Source organism: Pseudochrobactrum sp. sp1633, from assembly GCF_030376605.1.
Classification (GTDB): domain Bacteria; phylum Pseudomonadota; class Alphaproteobacteria; order Rhizobiales; family Rhizobiaceae; genus Pseudochrobactrum.
In genome coordinates this window covers 243,411-265,236 of sequence record NZ_JARRAE010000002.1, presented here as the reverse complement: position 1 = coordinate 265,236, position 21,826 = coordinate 243,411, and the positions used below count along the sequence as shown (strand labels likewise).

Annotated in this window: 19 protein-coding genes; 10 read left to right on the top strand and 9 right to left on the bottom strand. The window is 52.7% G+C overall.

The genetic code is table 11. The annotated features are described in order from the left end of the window. Positions 1-20: 20 nt before the first annotated feature. A complete protein-coding gene (locus P8H26_RS03290; RefSeq protein ID WP_289631416.1) occupies positions 21-2,807 on the top strand; it encodes a TonB-dependent receptor in 2,787 nt (928 codons plus the stop codon). A gap of 211 nt (positions 2,808-3,018) precedes the next feature. Further along, positions 3,019-4,062 carry a purine nucleoside permease gene (locus P8H26_RS03285; RefSeq protein ID WP_374708209.1) on the top strand — a complete coding sequence of 348 codons (1,044 nt, stop codon included), beginning with the start codon at positions 3,019-3,021 and terminating at the stop codon, positions 4,060-4,062. A gap of 64 nt (positions 4,063-4,126) precedes the next feature. On the opposite strand, the gene P8H26_RS03280 is transcribed toward P8H26_RS03285, so the two are convergent. Then, the gene (locus P8H26_RS03280; protein WP_289631415.1) at positions 4,127-5,458 is read right to left on the bottom strand and encodes an aspartate aminotransferase family protein; all 1,332 of its coding nucleotides are present in this window, start codon (positions 5,456-5,458) and stop codon (positions 4,127-4,129) included. 147 nt (positions 5,459-5,605) lie between these two features. On the opposite strand from P8H26_RS03280, the gene P8H26_RS03275 reads away from it, so the two are divergent. Together P8H26_RS03275 and P8H26_RS03270 are read left to right on the top strand one after the other, a co-directional pair. After that, positions 5,606-6,160 (top strand): cupin domain-containing protein, encoded by a 555-nt coding sequence (locus P8H26_RS03275; protein WP_289631414.1) that lies wholly within the window; start codon positions 5,606-5,608, stop codon positions 6,158-6,160. 40 nt (positions 6,161-6,200) lie between these two features. Then, on the top strand, positions 6,201-6,560 hold the full coding sequence (locus P8H26_RS03270; protein WP_289631413.1) for a winged helix-turn-helix domain-containing protein: 360 nt from the start codon (positions 6,201-6,203) through the stop codon (positions 6,558-6,560). 9 nt (positions 6,561-6,569) lie between these two features. On the opposite strand, the gene P8H26_RS03265 is transcribed toward P8H26_RS03270, so the two are convergent. From P8H26_RS03265 to P8H26_RS03240, 6 genes are all read right to left on the bottom strand, one after another. Continuing rightward, positions 6,570-6,992 (bottom strand): DoxX family protein, encoded by a 423-nt coding sequence (locus P8H26_RS03265; protein ID WP_289631412.1) that lies wholly within the window; start codon positions 6,990-6,992, stop codon positions 6,570-6,572. A 56-nt stretch (positions 6,993-7,048) separates the two neighbouring features. After that, positions 7,049-7,678 (bottom strand): TetR/AcrR family transcriptional regulator, encoded by a 630-nt coding sequence (locus tag P8H26_RS03260; RefSeq protein ID WP_289631411.1) that lies wholly within the window; start codon positions 7,676-7,678, stop codon positions 7,049-7,051. Then, a complete protein-coding gene (locus P8H26_RS03255) occupies positions 7,675-8,577 on the bottom strand; it encodes a DMT family transporter (RefSeq protein WP_289631410.1) in 903 nt (300 codons plus the stop codon). The genes P8H26_RS03260 and P8H26_RS03255 overlap by 4 nt, the downstream gene beginning before the upstream one ends. 122 nt (positions 8,578-8,699) lie before the next feature. Continuing rightward, complete coding sequence (locus P8H26_RS03250; RefSeq protein WP_289631409.1) at positions 8,700-10,433, bottom strand: ABC transporter ATP-binding protein; 1,734 nt, start codon at positions 10,431-10,433, stop codon at positions 8,700-8,702. Positions 10,434-10,601: 168 nt separating this feature from the next. Then, complete coding sequence (locus P8H26_RS03245) at positions 10,602-12,002, bottom strand: sensor histidine kinase (protein WP_289631408.1); 1,401 nt, start codon at positions 12,000-12,002, stop codon at positions 10,602-10,604. Continuing rightward, a complete protein-coding gene (locus P8H26_RS03240) occupies positions 12,002-12,736 on the bottom strand; it encodes a response regulator transcription factor (protein WP_289631407.1) in 735 nt (244 codons plus the stop codon). The genes P8H26_RS03245 and P8H26_RS03240 overlap by 1 nt, the downstream gene beginning before the upstream one ends. A gap of 304 nt (positions 12,737-13,040) precedes the next feature. Here P8H26_RS03240 and P8H26_RS03235 point away from each other — a divergent pair, with 304 nt between their 5' ends. The 6 genes from P8H26_RS03235 to P8H26_RS03210 all read left to right on the top strand — a co-directional run bounded on the left by P8H26_RS03235 (position 13,041) and on the right by P8H26_RS03210 (position 18,633). Then, a complete protein-coding gene (locus P8H26_RS03235; RefSeq protein WP_289631549.1) occupies positions 13,041-14,045 on the top strand; it encodes an ABC transporter substrate-binding protein in 1,005 nt (334 codons plus the stop codon). A gap of 263 nt (positions 14,046-14,308) precedes the next feature. Then, on the top strand, positions 14,309-15,253 hold the full coding sequence (locus P8H26_RS03230; RefSeq protein WP_289631406.1) for a tripartite tricarboxylate transporter substrate binding protein: 945 nt from the start codon (positions 14,309-14,311) through the stop codon (positions 15,251-15,253). Then, positions 15,250-15,735 (top strand): tripartite tricarboxylate transporter TctB family protein, encoded by a 486-nt coding sequence (locus P8H26_RS03225; protein ID WP_289631405.1) that lies wholly within the window; start codon positions 15,250-15,252, stop codon positions 15,733-15,735. The genes P8H26_RS03230 and P8H26_RS03225 overlap by 4 nt, the downstream gene beginning before the upstream one ends. 77 nt (positions 15,736-15,812) lie before the next feature. Continuing rightward, positions 15,813-17,330 (top strand): tripartite tricarboxylate transporter permease, encoded by a 1,518-nt coding sequence (locus P8H26_RS03220; protein ID WP_289631404.1) that lies wholly within the window; start codon positions 15,813-15,815, stop codon positions 17,328-17,330. A 205-nt stretch (positions 17,331-17,535) separates the two neighbouring features. Continuing rightward, entirely contained in the window at positions 17,536-17,691 is a 156-nt protein-coding gene (locus tag P8H26_RS03215) for a hypothetical protein (RefSeq protein WP_162994568.1), read from the top strand. A 120-nt stretch (positions 17,692-17,811) separates the two neighbouring features. After that, a complete protein-coding gene (locus P8H26_RS03210; protein ID WP_289631403.1) occupies positions 17,812-18,633 on the top strand; it encodes a M55 family metallopeptidase in 822 nt (273 codons plus the stop codon). 131 nt (positions 18,634-18,764) lie between these two features. On the opposite strand, the gene P8H26_RS03205 is transcribed toward P8H26_RS03210, so the two are convergent. Together P8H26_RS03205 and P8H26_RS03200 are read right to left on the bottom strand one after the other, a co-directional pair. Next, entirely contained in the window at positions 18,765-20,159 is a 1,395-nt protein-coding gene (locus tag P8H26_RS03205) for an MATE family efflux transporter (RefSeq protein ID WP_289631402.1), read from the bottom strand. Positions 20,160-20,316: 157 nt separating this feature from the next. Further along, positions 20,317-21,405, bottom strand: coding sequence for a DUF475 domain-containing protein (locus tag P8H26_RS03200; RefSeq protein ID WP_289631401.1), 1,089 nt, complete (start codon positions 21,403-21,405; stop codon positions 20,317-20,319). Positions 21,406-21,826: the final 421 nt, after the last annotated feature.

Sequence of the window (21,826 nt, the reverse complement as noted above, 5' to 3'; positions counted from 1 at the left end):
TTACAGCGGAATTTGACACTATGACTACGCGGATAAATACCGGTTTGCGCCCTTCACATTTTCTGACAGCTTTACTGCTGAACTCGGCAGCCATTGCCACTTTGTCCGGCGGTACACTTCTGTACGGGCTTGCTCCGGTTGCAGCGCAGCAAAGTGCCAGTTTCAGCTATGCAATTGCATCCGGTAATCTCAGCGCGGCGCTTAACCGTTTTGCTGACACATCACGCATTCGTCTGGTCTATGACGCTTCCATAACCCGCGGGCTTTCCACCGGCGGCGTCAAAGGTACCATGTCTGCGGAAGCTGCCCTCAGCCAGCTGCTTTCAGGCAGCGGCATCAGCTATCATTTCACCTCGCCGACATCTGTCACGCTCAATGCACCGGCAGCAACAGGGAATACGGGGGCTGTGCCGGAAGGTACAATCGCCCTCAATACAATCACCATTGCCGGAAACAGCACAGTTGCTGCGGCTGATGCCACCTATTCCAGCCCCAGCTCATCCACCTATCTGTCGCAGGAAAAAATCGAGCTTTTTCGCGGTACATCCACCGGCGACTTTCTCAAAGGTCAGGCCGGTATCATGACCGGTGACAACCGCAACAGTGGCGCGATTGATATCAATATTCGCGGCATGCAGGGCTTTGGCCGTGTTCCGGTGGTCATTGACGGCGCCCAGCAGCAAAATACCGTCTATCGCGGCTATTCCGGCGTGGCGTCGCGCAACTATGTTGATCCCGATATGATCGGCGGCGTGGAAATCGTCAAAGGTCCCTCTGCCGGTGTATATGGCGTTGGCGCTACCGGTGGTGTCGCCGTTATGCGCACACTCACAGCCAATGACATTATCAAAGACGGTCAGGATATGGGCTGGCGGGTGCGCGGTAGCCTGATGAGCAACACCTCATCCCCGCCGCCGGCAGGCACAACCGGCGGTCTCTACGGCGTCAGCAAATCCTATATCACCGGCTGCAATACAAACTGCACGATCCAGCCGATACCGGATGATATCGCAAAAATGGATCTGAGCAGTTATGGCAGTAAAACCGGTTTTGACCGCCCTGCCTTACTGGAACCAAGTTCCGGTTCCGGCAGCGTTGCCTTTGCCAAGCGCTGGGAGAATTTTGAACTCGTTGCCGCCTATTCCCGTCGCAAGACCGGCAATTATCATGCAGGAACACGCGGTGAAACACCGGAGATTAAAAAGACCGTCAGACGTGTTGTGCGCCCCGGTCGCGGCGGACGGCCGGATACATGGACGGAAACGACTTCCTTTGCTCTTGACGGGCTGAACCGTTATCGCGCCGGTGAAGAAGTGCTCAACACCTCTCAGGACAACACCTCCTATCTGCTCAAGGGTAAGTTCATGTTTGAGGGCGGGCACACGCTTGATCTCGGCTATATGAAATATCAGAGCAAATTCGGTGAGTTGATGCCCTCTGTCATCATTCGCGGTGAAGGCGCAGTACAGGCGCCGCTCAGTGATGTGGATGTCGACACCTATACCGCGCGCTATAACTGGAAGCCGGATAATAATGATCTGATCAATCTCACCGCAAATCTCTGGCACACCAAAACCGAAACCGATATCCGCACGCCTTATGAATTTTTCGGCGATGACTACACGCAGGGCTATTCGGATGTGGCCAAGCGTACCGGTTTTGACCTTTCCAATGAGACGCTCTTCGATACGCGCTGGGGTGATGTGACACTGAATTACGGTGGCTCTTACACTTATGAAACGCTGGCGCCGTCGAAAGATCGTCCCAATACACCGGACGGCGGTACACTCAATGCCCGTGACGGCTGGCGCAAAGAGACCAGCGGTTTTATTTCCGGTGAGTGGAAACCGCTCGACTGGCTGAAATTTGACGGCACGCTGCGTTATACGAAAACCCATAGCTACGATAATGCCCTGACCCGTATTCCGACGAAAAATCCGGCAGATGCCTATTATCTGAACAATGAGGAAAAGAGCTCCGGTTTTGCCCCGATTGCTGCGGTGACGATTGAACCGCTGGACGGGCTGCAATTCTACGCCCGTTATGCAGAAGCGATCCGCGCACCGAACCTGTTTGAGACAACATCGGGCTGGTCGTTCGACGCTTCACCTCTGCTGACGCTCAAACCGGAACATGCCAAAAACTGGGAATTCGGCTCCAACCTGAAACTGGACAGCGTGTTTGACGGCGGCGATGAGTTGCGTTTCAAAGTCGCTTATTTCAACAACCATATTAATCATTATCTGACCCGCACCATTGAGAACAAACCGGGTGAGAATATCGGCTCGACGACCATGCGTAATCTGGATTATGCCAAGTTCAAAGGTTATGAAATTTCAGCCCGCTATGACAATGGCCGCTTCTTCGGTGAGGCTTCCGGCATCTATTATACCGGCACAGAATTTTGCACCACAGAACAAACCAGCGGCACCTTGCGTCCGGCATGTTTCGGTGGCGGCGTGCCAAGCGGTTATGCACAAATGCATCTGCCGCCTAAGAAATCCGGCTCTGTTACCTTGGGCATCCGCTGGCTTGATGAAGCTCTGACAGTAGGCAGCCGTGTGACCTATACCGGCACACGCGCCACGGAGCTCGGCAATGCCACCAGCGGCGGCTATACTGCCGGTATTGAGTGGGGCCAATACACATTGGTGGATATCTTTGCGAGTTACAAAATCAACGAGGATACGACGTTCGATTTCAACATCGATAACCTCACCGATGTTTATTATATGGATGCGCTGACGCTCGGTCTGATGCCTTCACCGGGGCGGACATTCCGCGCCAGCCTGACAGCCAAATTCTAAAATGAACAAGCCGGAAATAATCAGCTTTCCGGCCTGTTTACTCTTATTTGAATTTGCTGTTTTCTTATCTGCGCAGATGACGTAGAAAGCGCAAGATCAGTTTCTAATCAGCCAGTGCAACCGGCAGAGCCTGATCGCCCAATGATCTCGCAATGCTTTGTACTGTACCTGTTGAAACTGACCCGTGTCATATCATCAAAGGTATTCCAGATTGCGCTCTCTCATTCTCCCTGCCTCTGCTCTCGCTGCCCTTACAATCTCAACTGCTCTGACCGCGCCCGCATTGGCGCAGGACGCCGCTAAAATTGCACCGAAAGTCATGGTCATCACCATGTTCGGTCAGGAAGCCAAGCCTTGGTCAGAAGGTGAAAAATTCACGCAGAAGATCAAAGTTGCCGGACTGAACCCTGAATATCCTGATGTTGACTGCACCGACGAAGGTCTGTGCCATATGACAACGGCGATGGGCTTTGCCAATGCGGCAAGCTCGGTTTCTGCTGTTGCTCTCAGCGAAAAATTCGATCTCTCCAAAACCTATTTTCTGATTGCCGGTATTGCCGGTGTTGATCCGAAACACGGCACACTCGGTTCCGGTCATTGGGCAAAATTTGCCGTTGATGCAGACCTGAACCACCGCATCGACCAGAGCGAAGTGCCGGATACATGGGAAACAGGCTCTTTCGCGCTTGGTGCCAGCAACCCGACTGAAAAAGCCAAATGGTCAGCTGGTACAGAAGTTTATGCCCTGAATGCCAAACTCACCGATTATGCTTTCAGTGTGACCAAGGATGTAGAACTGCTGGATGGTGACGGCGCAAAAGCTTATCGCAAACACTACAAGGGCGATATTGCAACCGGCGCACCGATTATCAGCATGTGCGATACGCTGTCCAGCGACACCTACTGGCACGGTGCCAAAATCGCCGGCTTCATGGAAAAATGGGTTGAACTGCTGACCGATGGCAAAGGCACCTATTGCACCTCGCAGATGGAAGACAATGCAACGCTGACCGCGCTGAAACGTGCGTCTGAAGCAGGCAAGCTTGATTTTGACCGTATTGCCCTGCTGCGCACCGCCTCTAATTTTGACCGTCAGGGTGAAGATCAGGACGCTCTGGAATCACTGAAATCAGAATCCGGCGGCTTTAAACTGGCAACCACTAATGCCTATCGCATTGGCAAAACCTATGCCCAGACAATTCTGACCGGCTGGGACAAATGGCAGGAAGCTCCGCAGACGGAAAGCGCCAAATAAATCTTTCTGAATAAAGAAAAAGCCCCGCGCAGAAGGCTCTGCGCGGGGCTTTTTAGTTTTTGCATCAGGCAGCGCGGTTGATCGCATCACCAAGGATGGAGACGATCTTGCCAATCTCTTCCTTACTGACGATCAGCGGCGGCGACAATGCAATCACATCACCGGTCACGCGGATCAGCAGGCCTTTCTTAAAGCAATCGGTGAACACATCATAAGCGCGCGCACCAACAGCACCGTCTCGGGAGGACAGTTCAATACCGGCAACCAAGCCAAGGGTGCGGATATCAATGACATTTTTCGCAGGTTTCAGCGAATGCATTGCTTCCTGCCAGTCATCCGCCAGTTCTGCCGCACGGGTGAGCAATCCCTCTTCCGCATAGATATCCAGCGTTGCAATACCCGCAGCACAGGCCGCAGGATGACCGGAATAGGTATAGCCGTGGAACAGCTCAATCGCATTTTCCGGTCCGTGCATCAGCCCGTCATAGACCTGACGGCTGGCAAAAACCGCGCCCATCGGAATAGCACCGTTGGTCAGGCCTTTTGCGGTGGTGATCAGATCCGGTGTTACACCAAAATGATCTGACGCAAATGGTGAACCGAGGCGGCCAAATCCGGTGATCACTTCATCAAAGATCAGCAAAATGCCGTGTTTTTTGGCAATGGCTGCAAGGCGTTCCAGATAGCCTTTTGGCGGCACCAGCACACCGGTGGAACCGGCCAGCGGCTCCACGATCACAGCGGCAATGGTTTCCGCGCCATGCAGGGCAACCATACGCTCCAGATCATCCGCCAGCTCGGCACCATGTTCCGGCTGGCCTTTGCTGAAAGCATTTTTCTCAAGATCATTGGTATGACGCAGGTGATCAGCCCCCGGCAGAAGCGGGAATACGCGGCGGTTATTGACCAGACCACCAACGGAAATACCGCCAAAGCCCACACCATGATAACCGCGCTCACGACCGATCACACGAGTACGTGTGCCCTGACCAATCGCACGCTGATAGGCAATCGCGATTTTCAACGCAGTATCAACGGATTCAGAACCGGAACCGGTGAAGAAAACGCGGTCGAGAATTTTGCCGTCACCGCGTGGTGCAATATCACCAAGGCGGGTGGCAAAATCGAAAGCAATATTGTGCCCCATCTGGAATGTGGGGGCGAAATCCATTGTTGAGAGCTGCTTTTCGACGGCGCTGGCTATCTGCTTGCGGCCATGACCGGCGTTCACGCACCACAGGCCTGCCGTGCCATCCAGCACAGAATTACCGTCAACATCGGTGTAATACATGCCATCAGCAGCAGCCAGCATGCGCGGCGCCGTCTTAAACTGACGGTTCGCTGTAAAAGGCATCCAGAAATTATCAAGCTTAGGGGTATTGGTCAGATCAGCCATTGTCTCACTCCTCATTAAGGATGAGTTGGCCATGCTTCGCAGAGCGAAACAAGTCTATTTCTGCTTGCGTCCAGCCAATTGATTTATTTGAATACAGAGATAAAATGTTTAATATATTTAACAAGAATAACAGGGAAATTCAGCCCGATGACCAGTGAGATTGATATTGGCGGCCGGTTGCGCTTTATCCGTGAAAAATCCGGACTGTCCCAGCGCGAGCTGGCAAAACGCACTGGTGTCACCAATGCCACGATTTCACTGATCGAAGCCAATCAGACCAACCCTTCTGTTGGCGCTTTAAAACGTATTCTTGATGGTCTTCCCATCGGCATGTCTGAGTTTTTTGCCTTGCAACCGGATGCCCCGCAAAAAGCATTTTATCAATCAGAAGAACTGGTTGAGATCGGCAAGGGGAAAATTTCCTACCGGCAGCTGGGCGACAATCTGTTCGGCCGCGCCTTGCAAATATTGAAAGAGCGCTATGAACCGGGTGCGGATACAGGCAAAGTCCCCTTGGTGCATGAAGGCGAAGAAGGTGGCATAATCATTGCAGGCCGCCTTGAAGTGACAGTGGACAGCGAGCGGCGCATTCTCGGACCAGGCGACGGTTATTATTTTGAAAGTCGCAGGCCGCATAGGTTCCGCTGCGTCGGGCCGATTGCCTGTGATGTGATCAGCGCCTGCACACCGCCGACATTTTAAAAAATCTGCGTATCGTTATTTTCAAGACAAGGGGGAAACAATGGCATCACATAAAAACACACTGCTGAAGCCGGTACTGCGCATTGATTTTCCGGAAAATGCGCGTCTGGGGCGCGGGAAAATAGAGCTTCTTGAACATATCCGCGATACCGGCTCCATCTCGGCAGCGGGACGCGCGATGGATATGTCCTATCGCCGTGCATGGCAGCTGGTCGATGCGCTGAACTCCATGTTTTCTGAGCCTTCGGTCAACTCTCAGCGCGGTGGAAAACAAGGCGGCGGTGCGGTTCTTACACCATTTGGCGAGGAGCTGATCCGCCGCTTTCGTCATATGGAAAGCACCCTTGCACAAGCGCTGAGCGATGACCTCAACTGGCTGCAATCGAACCAGCCTGAATAATGCACGCCGCTATTTACGCCGCAGATGCGGCACGACAGCATGCAAAACTGCAACAATGATCAAGCCGCCGATAACCGACATATGCTCGACGGCAACATGCATTTTGGCAACCGCTTCCATGCCCTCTGCCCGCCAGAAAGCGTGAGAGACCGGAATAGTCATGGCGGTAAAAACACCCAAGGCACCCGCGCCGAGCCATACCAGCGAACCGCCCCAGATCACCAAAGCAGAGCCAACCAGTTGAACGGCAATCGTTATAGCTGCAAACAATGCCGGTGCGGGCAGATTGTTGGCCGTCATTTCCGCAACGGCGGAGGGAAAGTCGAACAGTTTGGCAACGCCGCTCAACCAGAATGTCATGGTGAGCAGAATACGTGCCAGCAACTGAACAACAGGCATCGATAAGATTTGATAAATCCAAGACGGGTTCATGATTTTCCTCCGTTTAAACAATCACGTTAAACAAGCTTGTTTCCGGCATTCATGCTTTAGTCCGGTCGTGCAGCCCAGCCGCACAATAATGTCTGCAATGCATCTTCGACGGCTTTGTGCTGCACCGCCTCATCAATCACCTGCCCGAGCAGTGCTAGACTAAGCAGATTTTCCACAATCATATCGTGGAAATGGCGCGCCATTATTTCCGGATCACCCTGCCGCAAAAACCCGCTCTCAATATGCGGAATAATCGCTTTGGAAAGATAATGCCGTGCCATCTGCGGGCCTTTTTCAAACCATGTTTTGGCAATGGCCGGAAACCGTCCGGATTCCGCAATGACCAGCCGCTGAAAGGCCACATGGTGCTCTTCCATCAGTACGAGCAGCAACTGGCGCCCCAGTCTCTCCAGCCCCTCTTTCAAAGGCAGTGCAGAGACATCGAGATCTTTAATGTCTCGTGTAAAGGTTTCACTCATCTGCGAGATAACAGCCATAAACAGGCCTTCTTTATCTCCGAAATGATTGTAGAGATTGGTCTTGGAGCCACCCGCCTGCCGCATAATTTCGTCAACGGAGACACCTTCATAGCCGTGCTCCAGAAACAATGTACCGGCAATTTTTCTGATCTGTTCCCGCCGCTCCAAACCACGGCGGGTAATGCGGATAGCCTTCTCTTCGATCATTCAGCAGCCTCCGGCTGTTTATCAGATGCGTTGATTTTATGATGATGGCGGGCAGGACGAAATGATCTGCGATCAACCAGCTGACCATAAAGCAGACTGCCAAGTACCAGCAAAATACCACCGAGTTGCAACCAACTTGGCACCATATCGTTGAAAACAGCATCCATCACAAAAGCTGTCACCGGTGCCAACAGGAAGAACGGTGCAACAGCCGAAGGCCCTGCACCCTCAATACCGCGAAACCACAGGGCAAAAGCGAGAGCCGTAAGAAACAGCGCCAGAATAACAAAACCCGTGACATTAAGCAGGCTTACCGAAGACGGGATATCCTGAAAAATCACAGCAAGAATTGCCAGTTCAACGCCGCCAATCACAAGCTGCCAGCCTGTGAAAGCCAGCAGGGAACACGGGCGACCCCATTTATGGACATAAATACCGCCGAGTGCCACTGCAAGTGCTGCTCCAAGACCTGCCAATACACCGAGCATATCCATCTGCACACCACCGCGCAACACAACAAGGCTCACACCCAGCGCACCAAGCAAGACACTGAAAATCTTATGGCGGGTAGGAATGACATGCATCAACGGCCATGCAAGCAGAATTGTAAAGAGCGGCCCCAGAGCCTGAATGGTGGCAGCCACCCCGCCCGGTAAACGCAAGGCAGCAACGAAGATCAGTCCGAAAAACAGACCGGCATTCAATGTTCCGAGTACGGTGATTTTCCACCACCAGTCACGCGGCAGCATTGCACCGGCGAATATTAAAAGCGGAATTCCGCCGCCCAAAGCACGCACCGCACCGATAAATAACGGATTATGCGGCAGCATATTGGATGAAACAATGTAGGTAAAACCCCACAAAATGGTAGCCATCGCGGCTGCAAGTTTTGGATTCATGATGTGACCTGTCCGATTATTTATCGCATCAATATCATACCATACGGTATCGTATCAATTCGTGTCTATGAAACACAGTGTTCATTATCGCACTCCCAATCCCAATATTGAGAACAGGGATACTAAACAGCAGAGCGGCTCTGTGCTTCCAGCAACTGGCGGTAGAGGCCGGATTTCGCTTCCAGCAACTGCTGGTGACTGCCCTCTTCCGCCACGCTTCCGTTTTGCACCACCACAATGCGGTCAGCATTGGTGATTGTTGCTAAGCGATGCGCGATAACCAGTGTTGTGCGCCCGACTGACAACTCTGCCAGCGACTGCTGAATGGCGCGCTCGGTTTCTGTATCCAGCGCGGAGGTGGCCTCATCCAGAATAAGGATTGGCGGATTTTTCAGGAAAATACGCGCAATTGCCAGACGCTGCTTTTGCCCGCCCGAAAGTTTAACCCCGCGCTCGCCGATAATCGTATCAAGCCCCGCAGGCAAACCTGCAACAACATCGCCCAGCCGTGCGCGCTCCATCGCCTCCATAATGTCTGCATCGCTCGCATCCAGACGGCCATAGGCAATATTCTCCCGGATTGTTCCGGCAAACAGAAACACGTCCTGACTGACAATACCGATATTGCCTCGCAGGGATTTCAGCGTCATATCGCGGATATCAATATCATCAATGCTGATACTGCCGCCGGTGACTTCATAAAAACGCGGCAGCAGCGAACAGATTGTTGTCTTGCCTGCTCCCGAAGGACCGACGAAAGCGATCGTCTCTCCCGCCTGAATATCAAGGTTCAGACTTTGCACAATCGCACGATTATCCTGATAGCCGAAGGACACCTGATCGTAGCGGATATTGCCCTGCAATTTACCTGCGTCACGGGCATTGCTGCGATCAGCAATATCCGGTCGCGTATTCAGGAACTCTAAATAGCGCTGAAAACCGGCAATCCCTTTCGGGTAGCTCTCGATAACCGAATTGATCTTATCAATCGGGCGGAAAAACACCCCGACCAGCAGCAGGAAACCGACAAAACCACCGGCGGTCAGATCGCCGCGAATAACGAAATAAGCACCGCACAACATCACCACAACCTGAATGAAGCGCATCGACAGATAGCTCAACGATGTGGAAGCCGCCATCACCTTATAGGCTTTAAGTTTGGTGCTGCGGTAATTCTGATTGTCTTCTGCAAACAGCGCCCGCTCATGGTCTTCATTGGTGAAAGCCTGCACAACACGGATGCCGCCGACATTCTCCTCAATCCGCGCATTGAAAGCAGCAACACGGCCATAAAGCGCGCGCCATGTCGTCGTCATGCGGCCGCCATAGCGCAATGTTACCCATGCGGTTACCGGTACGATCAGCACGGTAATCAGCGCCAGTGTTGAATGTTCCCAGAACATCAGCATGAAAGCGCCGATCAGGGTCATAATCGCTATGAACAGATCTTCGGGACCGTGATGTGCGACCTCACCGATTTCTTCAAGATCTTTGGTCATACGCGCTACAAGATGGCCGGTTTTCTGATTGTCAAAATAACCGAAAGACAGCTTCTGCAAATGATCAAAGGCTTTGCGGCGCATCTCGGTTTCAATATTGATCCCGAGCATATGCCCCCAATAGGTCACCACCACCTGCAAACCGGCATTAAAAATATAAACGCAGAGCAGACCGGCAGCGGCCAACGCAATCAGCCCCCACTCATTGGTCGGCAACAGCCGGTCGATGAATAGAGTGACAGCCACCGGAAAGGCCAATTCCAGCAAGCCTGACAACACTGCACTGCAAAAATCGACGGCGAACAGAAGCTTATGCGGGCGATAATAGGCAAAAAACCGTTTCACGATATCCGACATTACAATCTCTCCCGCCATACATCCGCATAAATATGATATTTCAATTCAACTTACTTGCGGTTTTAGCTAAAAACCTTCCGCTTGCAACAAGATAAATGTCTGCATGTCAGTAAATCGGCCGGAATGATCTATCAAAAACCAACCATGACGATAACCGGCCAGAGTATTTTACAAAGAAGCGGAAAACCGGATGGCTGCGAGCAGCCCGTTGCTCTGCATTGCTTTTTGCAGGATCAGATGACCGCCATGCAAAGCTGCAATTTCCTCAACAATCGACAAGCCGAGACCGCTGCCCGCTGGCGGATGGCCTGTGATTTTAGAAACAGAGCCGCGGTCAAAACGATTGCGGATCAGGGCAAGCTGTTCCTCAGGCACACCTTTACCATTATCCTCGACCTCAAGGAAAACAAGCTCACCCTGCCTGCGGGCACGAACGGTCACCACTACCTCTGTACCGGCATAAAGCAGTGCATTGCTAATCAGGTTTTTCAAAGCTTCTTCCAGCAACAGCCTGTCACCCTGCACTGTCAGACTGTCTTCCCCTTCATAGCCCAGATCAATATTATTCTGCGCCGCCTCACGCACATAATCGCCGGTTATCTCCCGTGCCATTTCAGCCAGATCAACAGATCCGAGCATTTGTACAGTCTGGTCGCCGGAGGCATCAATTTTTGCCAGCATCAGCAATTGCGCCAAAATACGTTCCGCATGAGCCACAGCCTGATCGGCTTGCGCCACCGCTTCCAACATGGCCTCGCGGTCACCACTGCGCTGAGCAAGAGCAAGCTGGGTGCGCACTATAGCTAAAGGCGTGCGCAGCTGATGGCTGGCATTGCCGGTGAAATGGCGCAAAGCCTCCAGTGCCGATTGCAACCGCACCATGAAAGAATTAACCGTCTCCACCAACCCCTGCACTTCATTGGGCACATATTCGCTGATCGGGTGCAAATCCTGCGGATTGCGCTCGGCAATGGCATCGCTCAGGCGATAAAGCGGGCGCAAAGCATAGGTTACAGCCACCCAGACCACCAGCGCCGTGCCCGCAATCATAAACAAAAGCCGCAGTGCTGAGCGTAGCAAAATGGTTTGCGTCAGCTGTCGCCGTGCCATTGTGGTTTCAGCAACCGTAACCGTAAAAGGCACCGAATTCACGCCGGTTGAGGCCGAACGGCGCAATAAGGCTAGCCGGATCGGTTCCCCCCGATAGATACCGTCTCCGAACTCAAGATTTTTGTTGTCCGGATTTTTCAAAAGCGGCAGGTTTTCATAGCCTGTAATAAACTGCCCCGGCGGGCCGTCCACGCGATAAAATACACGGTCTTGGGCAGCGGAGGTTAGCATTTCCAGCGCCACATAAGGAATATCCACCTCCAGATCGCCATGCTCGGACACGACAACACGTTCGGCAATCGCCAGAGCCGAGCCGCTCAGCACGCGGTCGGCCACGTTATTCGCCGTATTAACCGCTTCCTGATAGGTATCCGCCAGCGCAATCAGCCCGATCAGCATGGTTGAAACCAGCAACCAGCCAAGCAAACGTCTGCGCAGGGAATAGGTGGTTTCTCTCATTAAAGGTCCTTGGAAAAGTCCTTAGGCGTGTCCGCAGCTGCGACCGGCTGCACACCGGATAAACGATCCAGATAATAACCAAGCCCGCGTGCGGTTTTCACCGTCAGTCCGTAAGGCGCAAGCCTTTTACGCAGACGGCTGACATATTGCTCAATGGCATTGGAACTCAGATCATGGTCGAAACCGCTGAGCGATTGCACAATCGCCTCTTTTGCCACCACCTTGCCGCCACGCACAAATAACAGTTCCAGCAGACCAAGCTCGCGTGCCGGAATATCAATCGATTGTCCGGCTGCGCTGCCCGAAGCGCTGAATGTGCGTGTATTCAGATCAAGCGTAACTGCACCAAAATGCACCAGCGCATGGCGCAACCCCGCCTGCCGCCGTAACAGCACACGGACCCGCGCTTCAAATTCGCTGATATCAAACGGCTTAATCATGTAATCATCGGCACCAAGATCCAGCCCGCGCACCCGCTCTTCCGGCGTGCCACGTGCTGTCAGAATAAGCACTGCCGCCTGATTTTGCCGCGCACGCATAGCGCGCAAGACCTCCAGCCCGTCCATTTCCGGCAGGTTGAGATCAAGGATCACCAGATCAAAATTTTCGGCAGCGGCGGCAGCATGGGCAGACGCACCATCCTCCACAATATCAACCGCATAACCACTGCCGCGCAGCAAGGCGCCAAGCCCTTCGGACAGCGCCTTATTATCCTCAACCAGCAAAATCCGCACGCAGCAAATCTCTCCCCGCTATTATCAGAGCCTATTCTGATGTGTTTGAGCCATCGAAAATGCCCGAAACAGCCCGTATTGTTTCTCCCGCTTGCAGCATATAATGATTACGCTTCATGATACTACGGGCAATCTCAGCGCCGCACATATAAATAATCCCGCAAAAGGGTCATAAAGTGCCGCGTATTTTTGTTTTGCCTGATCATAATCCGGAGGGAATGAGCGCGTGCACCGTTTTTGGCTGAGTGTGATTTTAAGCTTGCTGACATTGCAATTTCATACCAGCGACACCCGAGCCACACCCATGTTGTTCCCCGCTGTCAACGGTAACAAGAGTGCTTCCGTTCTGGTGGTTTATTCTTCACTGGATGAGCCGCTTGCCCGCCCGATGATTGAAGGCTTTCAAAAGAACAACCCTGATATCGCTGTGCGCTATGAAGATCTGCTCACCACAGAAATTTACGAGCGGATTGTCCGTGAGACAGATGACGGATTAAAAACCGCTGATTTTGCCTTTTCCTCGGCAATGGATTTGCAGGTCAAACTCACCAATGACGGCTATGCGCAAGCCAGCCTTTTGCCTATGAGCGAACGCTGGCCCTCATGGGCAAACTGGCGCAATACGGCTTATGCCCTGACCTTTGAGCCCGCTGTCTTTGTCTATCACAAGCCGGAATTTACAGACCGCAAACCGCCGTCAACACGCGCCGAGTTCGTTGCCTATCTCAAAGAACGCGGCGAGGCTGTGTATGGCCGCATCGGCACCTATGATATTGAGCGCTCCGGTGTGGGCTTTCTGTTCATGGCACGCGATCAGGAACAGTTCGATGATATATGGACTGTTATTCAGGCGATGGGGGCGGCAGGCGTCAAACTCTACTCCACCAGTCAGGCCATTGTGGAACGCGTTGCCGACGGCCGCTTTGTGCTCGGCTATAATATTCTTGGCTCCTATGCCGCAGACTGGGCGGCGCGTAATCCGGATGTCGGCATCATTTTGCCCAAGGATTATACGGTCGTCATGTCACGCATCGGACTGGTGCCGGAAGCTGCTGCATCACCGGAACTGGGACGGCGTTATCTTGAATTCTTCATGTCGAAAGAAGGCCAGACAATCCTCGCCCGCCAATTACAAATCCCCGCAGTCAGCCCTGAGGTCGCAGGAGACAATACCGCGCTGACCATGCAGGAAATACATGGCAGCCAGTTGAAACCGGTTCCGGTCAGCCCCGGACTGATGGTCTATCTTGATCAGGTCAAACGCAGCCGTTTAATTGCAAAATGGAACAATGTTCTGCGCCAGCATTAAAAATAACATTGATTTTAGCCGAAACAGGCTCACAATCCTGAAACAACATATGAACTTTTAAATTTGTGCGCAAAGCATAAGGTGTCAGGTTCATGTCAGCTTGATATGGTGGATTGGCAGGGCTGTTGTCCGTGGAGGCGGTTTAACAACAGCACCGGGGAGGAAATGTCATTTGGTCGGGGGCACCGCATGCCTGATCCTTCCCGTGCGTTTTATTAAAAAACCACAGCCTGCGTTTCAACGCAGCATCCGGAGGATCAGACTTGAAAAAAATTCTACTCGCTTCCCTCTTCGCAGGCGCTTTGGCGCTGCCTGCCTATGCAGCAGATTACACCATCATTGCACCGGCTAATCCGGGCGGCGGCTGGGATCAGACAGCCCGTTCCCTGCAGACAGTTCTGCAGCAGGAAGGCATTTCCGGTAAAGTTCAGGTACAGAACGTACCGGGTGCCGGCGGCACAATCGGTCTCGCTCAGTTTGCCAGCCAGCAAAAAGGCAAAAGCGATGCTCTGATCGTCGGCGGTTATGTCATGGTCGGCGCAATTCTGACCAATAAATCGCCTGTAACGCTGAAAGATGTTACCCCGATCGCACGTCTGACCGGTGAATATGAAGCAATCGTTGTACCTGCTTCTTCTCCTTTCCAGACAATGGGCGATCTGGTTGAAGCACTGAAAAAAGATCCGGGCGCAGTTTCATGGGGCGGTGGCTCTGCAGGCGGCACTGACCATATTGCTGTTGGTCTGATTGCCAAGGCTGCAGGCGTTGACCCTAAGAAAATCAACTATATTGCCTATTCCGGCGGTGGTGAAGCACTCGCCGCTATCCTCGGCAGTCAGGTTTCCGCCGGTATTTCCGGTTACGGCGAATTTGAATCGCAGGTCAAATCTGGCACATTGCGTCTGCTCGCTGTCTCCAGCGCCGAACGTATTGAAGGCATTGATGCACCGACTTTGAAAGAATCCGGTCTTGATGTGGTTGTGGAAAACTGGCGTATGCTGGCCGCAGCTCCGGGCATTTCAGCCGAGCAGAAAGCTGCAATCAATGCTGACATTGAAAAGCTGGCCAAATCCAAATCCTGGCAGGATACGCTGAAAACCAAAGGCTGGGCTGACACCTATCTGGCAGGCGATGCGTTTGATGCACAGCTCGACAAAGATATTCAGGCAACTGAAGGTGTCCTGAAAGATATCGGTCTTGTTCAATGAGTGAACTGAAACCTGCAACACAGCGTCGCCCCGATCGGGCGGCGCTTTGTATCGCTGCCATATTGCTCGTTATTTCCGGCATCATGTTCTGGGATATGGCGCGGCTTTCCGAGGCTGCCGGCTACTCGCAGGTCGGCCCCGCGACTGTGCCGAAAGCAATTGCCTTTGGTCTTGCCGGACTGGCGATCTGGACAATTATTGCGGCTTTTCGCCATGATTTTCCTGAGCGCGAGCCACAGGAAGTCAAACCGGTTCTCTGGATTGTCGGCGGGCTTACCGCGCAGATGCTACTGCTCAACACAGCAGGCTTTTCCATTGCCACAGGTATTATGTTTGCACTGACAGCCTATGGCTTTGGTAAACGCAAATTGTGGTTCTCGATCCCTGTCGGAATTGCTGCCTGTTATGTGATCTGGCTGGTTTTTGCCAAATTGCTGCAATTGTCACTGCCTGCAGGGCCGTTAGAACGGTTGTTCTTCTGAGCTTGCACCGTCTTTTCTTCTCGTTGCCGCAACGTCTTTAAAACAGCGAAAACGGCACAGCACGGGAAAATGCTTAAATGTCTACATTTGAATTTCTCATGCAGGGGGTTATGGTTGCAACGCAGCCAATGAACCTGCTCTATGCGCTGATCGGCGTGACGCTGGGCACCGCTGTCGGTGTGCTGCCGGGCATCGGCCCTGCCCTGACAGTCGCTTTGCTGCTGCCTGTCACCTATCAGCTTGATGCGGCAGGTTCGCTGATCATGTTTGCCGGTATTTATTACGGCGGCATGTATGGCGGCTCCACCACCTCCATCCTGTTGAATACGCCGGGTGAAAGCGCCTCGATTGTTACCGCTCTGGAAGGTAACAAAATGGCGCGCAAAGGACGCGGCGGCCCTGCTCTTGCCACTGCGGCGATCGGCTCTTTTGTTGCCGGCCTGATTGCCACGATCGGTCTGGCTTTCATTGCGCCTTATATTGTTAAGCTCGCGCTGGTTTTCGGCCCCCGCGAATATTTTGCATTGATGGTGCTGGCTTTCGTTACAGTCTCCTCAGCTTTCGGCGACAGTGCTCTGCGCGGGCTGACCTCGCTGTTTATCGGCCTTGCTCTTGCGACCATCGGTATTGACCAGCTCACCGGTCAGGCACGTTTGTCATTCGGTGTGCCGGATTTGCTTGACGGTATTGAAGTGACCACGCTGGCCGTAGCCATGTTTGCAATTGGTGAAACTCTGTATATTGCAGCTCAGGGATCACGGGCACCAGACAAAGTGGAAGCGGTAAAAGGCTCGCTGTGGATGTCACCCGCCGACTGGGCACGGTCATGGAAACCGTGGTTGCGCGGTACATTTATCGGCTTTCCGATTGGTGCCATGCCTGCGGGCGGCGCGGAAATCGGTACATTTCTTTCTTATGCAGCCGAGCGCAAACTCACCAAGCATCCGGAAGAGTTCGGCCACGGTGCGATTGAAGGTGTTGCAGGACCGGAGGCCGCCAATAATGCGTCTGCTGCCGGTACGCTTGTCCCTCTTCTCACGCTCGGCCTACCGACAACAGCAACCGCTGCAATCATGCTGGCCGGTTTCCAGCAATATGGCTTACAACCGGGGCCATTGCTGTTTGCGACCAATCCGCAGCTGGTCTGGGGTCTGATTGCCAGCTTGCTCATCGCCAATTTCATGCTGCTGGTGCTGAACCTGCCGCTGATCGGTCTTTGGGTCAAATTGCTGACCATCCCTAAACCGTGGCTTTATGCCGGTATTTTGATGTTCGCCACCCTTGGTACAATCGGTGCCAATCCGTCGGTGTTTGAACTCGGCATGCTGCTGGCATTCGGCCTGATGGGTTATGGTATGCGTGTATTCGGTTATCCGATTGCACCGGCAGTCGTTGGCCTGATCCTTGGCCCGCTGGCCGAGCAGCAATTGCGCCGCGCTTTGTCGATCAGTCAGGGTGATGTGACCGTGTTGTTCACCTCCCCTATTGCAGCCGTCCTGCTGACCATCGCAGCTTTGGCGCTGATCGTCCCGCTGATTATGCGTGCCCGTGGCCGCGGTCAGGTACTCTCCCAGCTTGCGGCGAATGAAGACTAAATCTTTATACCTCCAAAAGTAACGAGCCCGCCGGCATAACCGGCGGGCTTTTTCTTTACTTGTCATCATTATTTAACCGGCCATGCGATTCATGCATGGCAGCTCTGTCATTCTGTCAGTTGTGAAAACGGCTTCGTGATCCCATCTTTGGAGTATCAGATTACGGCTTTGCAAAAAGACAAAGCCCCAAACACGGAGAAGCAAGATGACAGAACGTACAAAGCATTCCCGTAATTTCATCAGCCGCGCACTGGCTGTTTTCGGTGCCGCAGCTTCCGCAGCCGCTGCTGTTGAAGGCCGTCGCCGCCCGCATGAAAGAGACCTGCGCACCCTCGGTATTAATCCGGCCGATTTCAGCTAATCTGCTTTATCTATAAGATTTTAAGCCATTCAAGCCCCGCGCTTCGGTTGAAGCTGCGGGGCTTTTTTGTCAATGTAGCCTCGGAATTGCGGAATCAATCATGATTGCCGGAGGGGAAATATGAGAGTCTATATTTGTGCGGATATTGAAGGTGTGGCCGGTGTTGTAACATCGCAGCAAGGTCAGCCAGGCAATCCGGAATATGAACGCGCGCGCCGCCTGATGACAGAAGAAGTCAATGCTGCCATTGAAGGCGCACTGGCAGGCGGAGCAGACTATATTCTGGTCAATGACTCGCATGGCCCGATGGTCAATATCATTCCGGAAATGCTGCATCCGGCAGCAGAACTGATCCTTGGCCGCCCGAAGAAGTTCAACATGGCTGCCGGTCTGGATGAAAACTTTGACCTGTTGTTCTTTACCGGTCATCACGCCAGTGCCGCGCAATATGGCGTGCTTGCCCATACCACCAATGGCTTCGCCTTCCGCACCATCAAACTCAATGGTCAGATTGTTGGCGAGCCCGGCTTTTATGGTGCCTATGCCGGTGAGCTTGGTGTGCCGGTGGCACTGATTACCGGCGACGATCAGACCGAACTGGAAAACCGTCGGTTCTTCCCGCAAGCTGAATTTGCCACCGTCAAAACAGCATTAGGCACCCGTGCAGCGCGACAGATTTCCGTGCAAAATGCCCGCGCTATGATCCGTGATCTGGCGAAAAAGGCCGTTGAGCGCAAAAATGAGCTGAAAGTCTGGAAACCATTTACCAGCCGTATCCATGCAGAGTTCATTATGAACTCCCCGCTGCTGGCCGATCAGATGGCAATTATCCCTTGCGCCAAGCGCACGGACGCCACCACCATCAGCTTTGATTGTGCAAATGTAGCGGAAGCTGTCGGCTGGATGAGCGTTCTTTCCGGCCTTGCCGCCAATGTGAAATAACAAAAAAAGCCGGCACTGCCGGCTTTTCTAGAGTATTTCCTGTTTTGATTGAATCATCGGAAATACTCTATTTTTTTGTTTTCACGCATGTCTTTATCCCAAAACCGGTTCCCACTTTTGGGAGACATGCTCTAAATCAGCTTCACAATTTTCCGCTTACTGAAGATGAAATAATAATAGCCCGATTGCAGGCACAGCATCGTGGCGAAGGTCAGCGAATAGGCCCACCAGATCCCGTCAATGCCGATCCAGCGATTGAATAAATAGGCTGCCGGAATTTCCACCAGTAAGATAGCGCTCATAGTCAGAACAGTTGGTGCATAAATTGCTCCGCTTGCCCGCATGGAACTCATAAACACGCTGCTCATGCCAAACAAGACAATCGTCCAAAGCACGATATGCAGCAAATGCGCTGCCAGATCGGCCACAACCTGCTCGGTCAAAAACGCACTGGTGATATAACCCGACAGCAAATAGGCCAACGTCACGCAAGCGCCCGTTACCAGCCAGTTGAGCTGCAATCCCGCAATCACAATCTTATGCACCTGCTCATTACGCCCTGCCCCCACAGCCTGCGCGGCCAGAATGGAAGCGGTGATCCCGATAGAAATAGCCGGAAACTGCACCCAGCCCAATGTCTGCACAATTGCGCCATAGGCGGCGGTTGCCTGAGTACCATGCCCGTTGACCAGCCCCAGCAAAACGATTTCCGCAAAAGCGATGGTCAGCATCTGCAGTGCTGTCGGCAGGCCAACCCGCAAAATGGTTTTACAATAGGTGCTGTTAAACCGGATCAGAGCCAGAAAACTGCGTGTAAATGCCATAGGATGATTGCGCCGATTCCAGAACCAGATCAGCCAGACCAGCGCAACAGCGGAAGCAATCACTGTGGAAACGGCTGCACTCATCACACCGAGCTGCGGAAAGCCCAGCCAACCTTCAATGAAGACCGGTGTCAGCACCATTGCAACACCCGTGGCAATCACCAGCGCCCAGAGCGGACTGACCGCATCACCTACGCCGCGGCTCATATTGCTCATCAACCAGAGCAGGAAAATCACCGGCATGCCCATCATCATGATACGGGCATAATGGGAAGACTCGTATAATACAGCCTGCGGTGTGCCCAAAAACTCCATTAGCTGTGTGGCGAATAATCCGCCCATTATTGCAACAGTGACAGACACAGTCATCACCATAGCCACTGCACTGCCCGCAATGCCATGCAGCTTGACCATATCGCGGGCACCCCATGCCTGCCCGATCAGCACAGTGGCACCGGCACCAAGACCGATAATCAATCCCAGAAACAAAAAGAACACCGGAGCAAAGGCGGACATTGCCGCCAGCGCATCAACGCCCATCATCCGGCCAACAAAAATACCATTCAGCGTACCGGAAGCCGCCTGCAAAATATTGGACAGCAGCATTGGCAGAAAGATCAGCATATAAGAGCGCCACAGACCATGCTGTACCGGCGGCTTAACAGCATTAATGCTCACAGAAACAGCTTGTTTGTCACTCATATTCTGTCCGCCTGTTTCCATTGCCTCTTCCGTTCTTGCTATCCGTACATGCTGCTTCTCATCAATGAGCAATAATCGCAGCTTTGCAATCATGCAAAATAATAAAGCCGCCGGAGTGATCCGGCGGCTCATAATTACGTGAAGGTGATGAAACAGCTTACTCGGCTGCTACAGCTTCAGCTTTTGCTTCTGCATGTTCTTCACGACGGTTATGACGAACCGACGCCCAGAACGCGATACCAATCAGTACCGCACCGCCAAGACCGGTAATCACTTCCGGAATATGCACGAGTGTCTGGAAATACATCACCACCGAGAGGATCAGGATCGCATAGAATGCACCATGTTCCAGATAGCGGTATTCGCTCAATGTGCCTTTTTCGACCAGCATGATGGTCATGGAACGCACATACATCGCACCGATACCCAGACCGATCGCGATCACGAACAGGTTCTGCGACAGAGCAAAAGCACCGATCACACCATCGAAGGAGAAGCTGGCATCCAGCACTTCAAGATAAAGGAAAGCACCAAAACCACCCTGTGCCGCAGCATTCAGTGTTTTCTGCGAAGCATCAAGAATACCGCCAACCACTTCCACAGCAAGGAAGGTCAGAAGACCGTAAACGCCGGAATAAAGGAATGTCGTACCTTCAACTTCACCTAGAATTGACGAGAAGGTCAGAAGCAGGATCAAAACGATTGCAACTTCAACCCCTTTGATTTCAGCCAGACGCGCCATTGGGCGTTCCAACGGGCCGAACCAATGCACATCCTTGTCGGAATTGAAGAAATAGGTCAGTCCCACCATCAACAGGAAGGTACCACCGAAAGCGGCAATCGGCAGATGCGCATCAGTCATGATACGCGCATATTCTTCAGGTTTCGCAGCAGCCAGAACGATTGCTTCAATCGGACCGATACCGGCAGCAATCACCACAACCAGCAGCGGGAAAACTATACGCATACCGAAAACGGCAATGATGATACCCCATGTCAGAAAGCGATGCTGCCATTCCGGCGTCATGTCTTTCAGCTTATTGGCATTCACCACCGCATTATCAAAGGACAGCGAGATTTCCAGCACGGCCAGAACCGTGCAGATAAAAAAGATCGAGGCCATACCACCGATCGTACCGGTGGACTGCCAGCCGAGCCATGCACCCAGCGCCAGACCGACTACGGTGACAATAAATGCCCAGGTAAAATAGCTGAGAACAGTTTTCTGAGATGCAGGCGTGCTCATTTCACGATCTCCTTAGTGGCCGGAGACCGGTCTGTACGATACGCATTATCAATATAAGAACAAAAGTTAAAAGCGGAATCGGCCTGATGACCTTCCGCAAAAAACATGAAAGAATTTTTCATGATCACATGTCCGCCGGCTATATTTGCGGCAGTACCGACATCACGAGAGCGCCGTAAAACTCTCGCCAGAGGGGCCCGGTACTGTGTTCGTTCCGTAGTGGTTAGCCCAGCTGTTAAAAAAACAGATGCAAGGCGGATGCCGGTGCCTCTCACCAACAAAAACCTCCGCAGCCTTCATACCACAGATGCTCCTTAATTAATCATTGTTGCGTCAGCTTCAAGAGGGGAGATCCGATTTTCAGCAGAAAAAAGGCATATTTAAAACATGATTGCTTCAAACTCACCGGATTGTGCAGTTG

Excerpts from the sequence above, each read along its gene's own strand:
- P8H26_RS03290 (WP_289631416.1), top strand. The coding sequence starts at position 21 with ATGACTACGCGGATAAATACCGGTTTGCGCCCTTCACATTTTCTGACA.
- P8H26_RS03280 (WP_289631415.1), bottom strand. The coding sequence starts at position 5,458 with ATGGCTGATCTGACCAATACCCCTAAGCTTGATAATTTCTGGATGCCT.
- P8H26_RS03275 (WP_289631414.1), top strand. The coding sequence starts at position 5,606 with ATGACCAGTGAGATTGATATTGGCGGCCGGTTGCGCTTTATCCGTGAA.
- P8H26_RS03270 (WP_289631413.1), top strand. The coding sequence starts at position 6,201 with ATGGCATCACATAAAAACACACTGCTGAAGCCGGTACTGCGCATTGAT.
- P8H26_RS03265 (WP_289631412.1), bottom strand. The coding sequence starts at position 6,992 with ATGAACCCGTCTTGGATTTATCAAATCTTATCGATGCCTGTTGTTCAG.
- P8H26_RS03260 (WP_289631411.1), bottom strand. The coding sequence starts at position 7,678 with ATGATCGAAGAGAAGGCTATCCGCATTACCCGCCGTGGTTTGGAGCGG.
- P8H26_RS03255 (WP_289631410.1), bottom strand. The coding sequence starts at position 8,577 with ATGAATCCAAAACTTGCAGCCGCGATGGCTACCATTTTGTGGGGTTTT.
- P8H26_RS03250 (WP_289631409.1), bottom strand. The coding sequence starts at position 10,433 with ATGTCGGATATCGTGAAACGGTTTTTTGCCTATTATCGCCCGCATAAG.
- P8H26_RS03245 (WP_289631408.1), bottom strand. The coding sequence starts at position 12,002 with ATGAGAGAAACCACCTATTCCCTGCGCAGACGTTTGCTTGGCTGGTTG.
- P8H26_RS03235 (WP_289631549.1), top strand. The coding sequence starts at position 13,041 with ATGTTGTTCCCCGCTGTCAACGGTAACAAGAGTGCTTCCGTTCTGGTG.
- P8H26_RS03225 (WP_289631405.1), top strand. The coding sequence starts at position 15,250 with ATGAGTGAACTGAAACCTGCAACACAGCGTCGCCCCGATCGGGCGGCG.
- P8H26_RS03220 (WP_289631404.1), top strand. The coding sequence starts at position 15,813 with ATGTCTACATTTGAATTTCTCATGCAGGGGGTTATGGTTGCAACGCAG.
- P8H26_RS03215 (WP_162994568.1), top strand. The coding sequence starts at position 17,536 with ATGACAGAACGTACAAAGCATTCCCGTAATTTCATCAGCCGCGCACTG.
- P8H26_RS03210 (WP_289631403.1), top strand. The coding sequence starts at position 17,812 with ATGAGAGTCTATATTTGTGCGGATATTGAAGGTGTGGCCGGTGTTGTA.
- P8H26_RS03205 (WP_289631402.1), bottom strand. The coding sequence starts at position 20,159 with ATGAGTGACAAACAAGCTGTTTCTGTGAGCATTAATGCTGTTAAGCCG.
- P8H26_RS03200 (WP_289631401.1), bottom strand. The coding sequence starts at position 21,405 with ATGAGCACGCCTGCATCTCAGAAAACTGTTCTCAGCTATTTTACCTGG.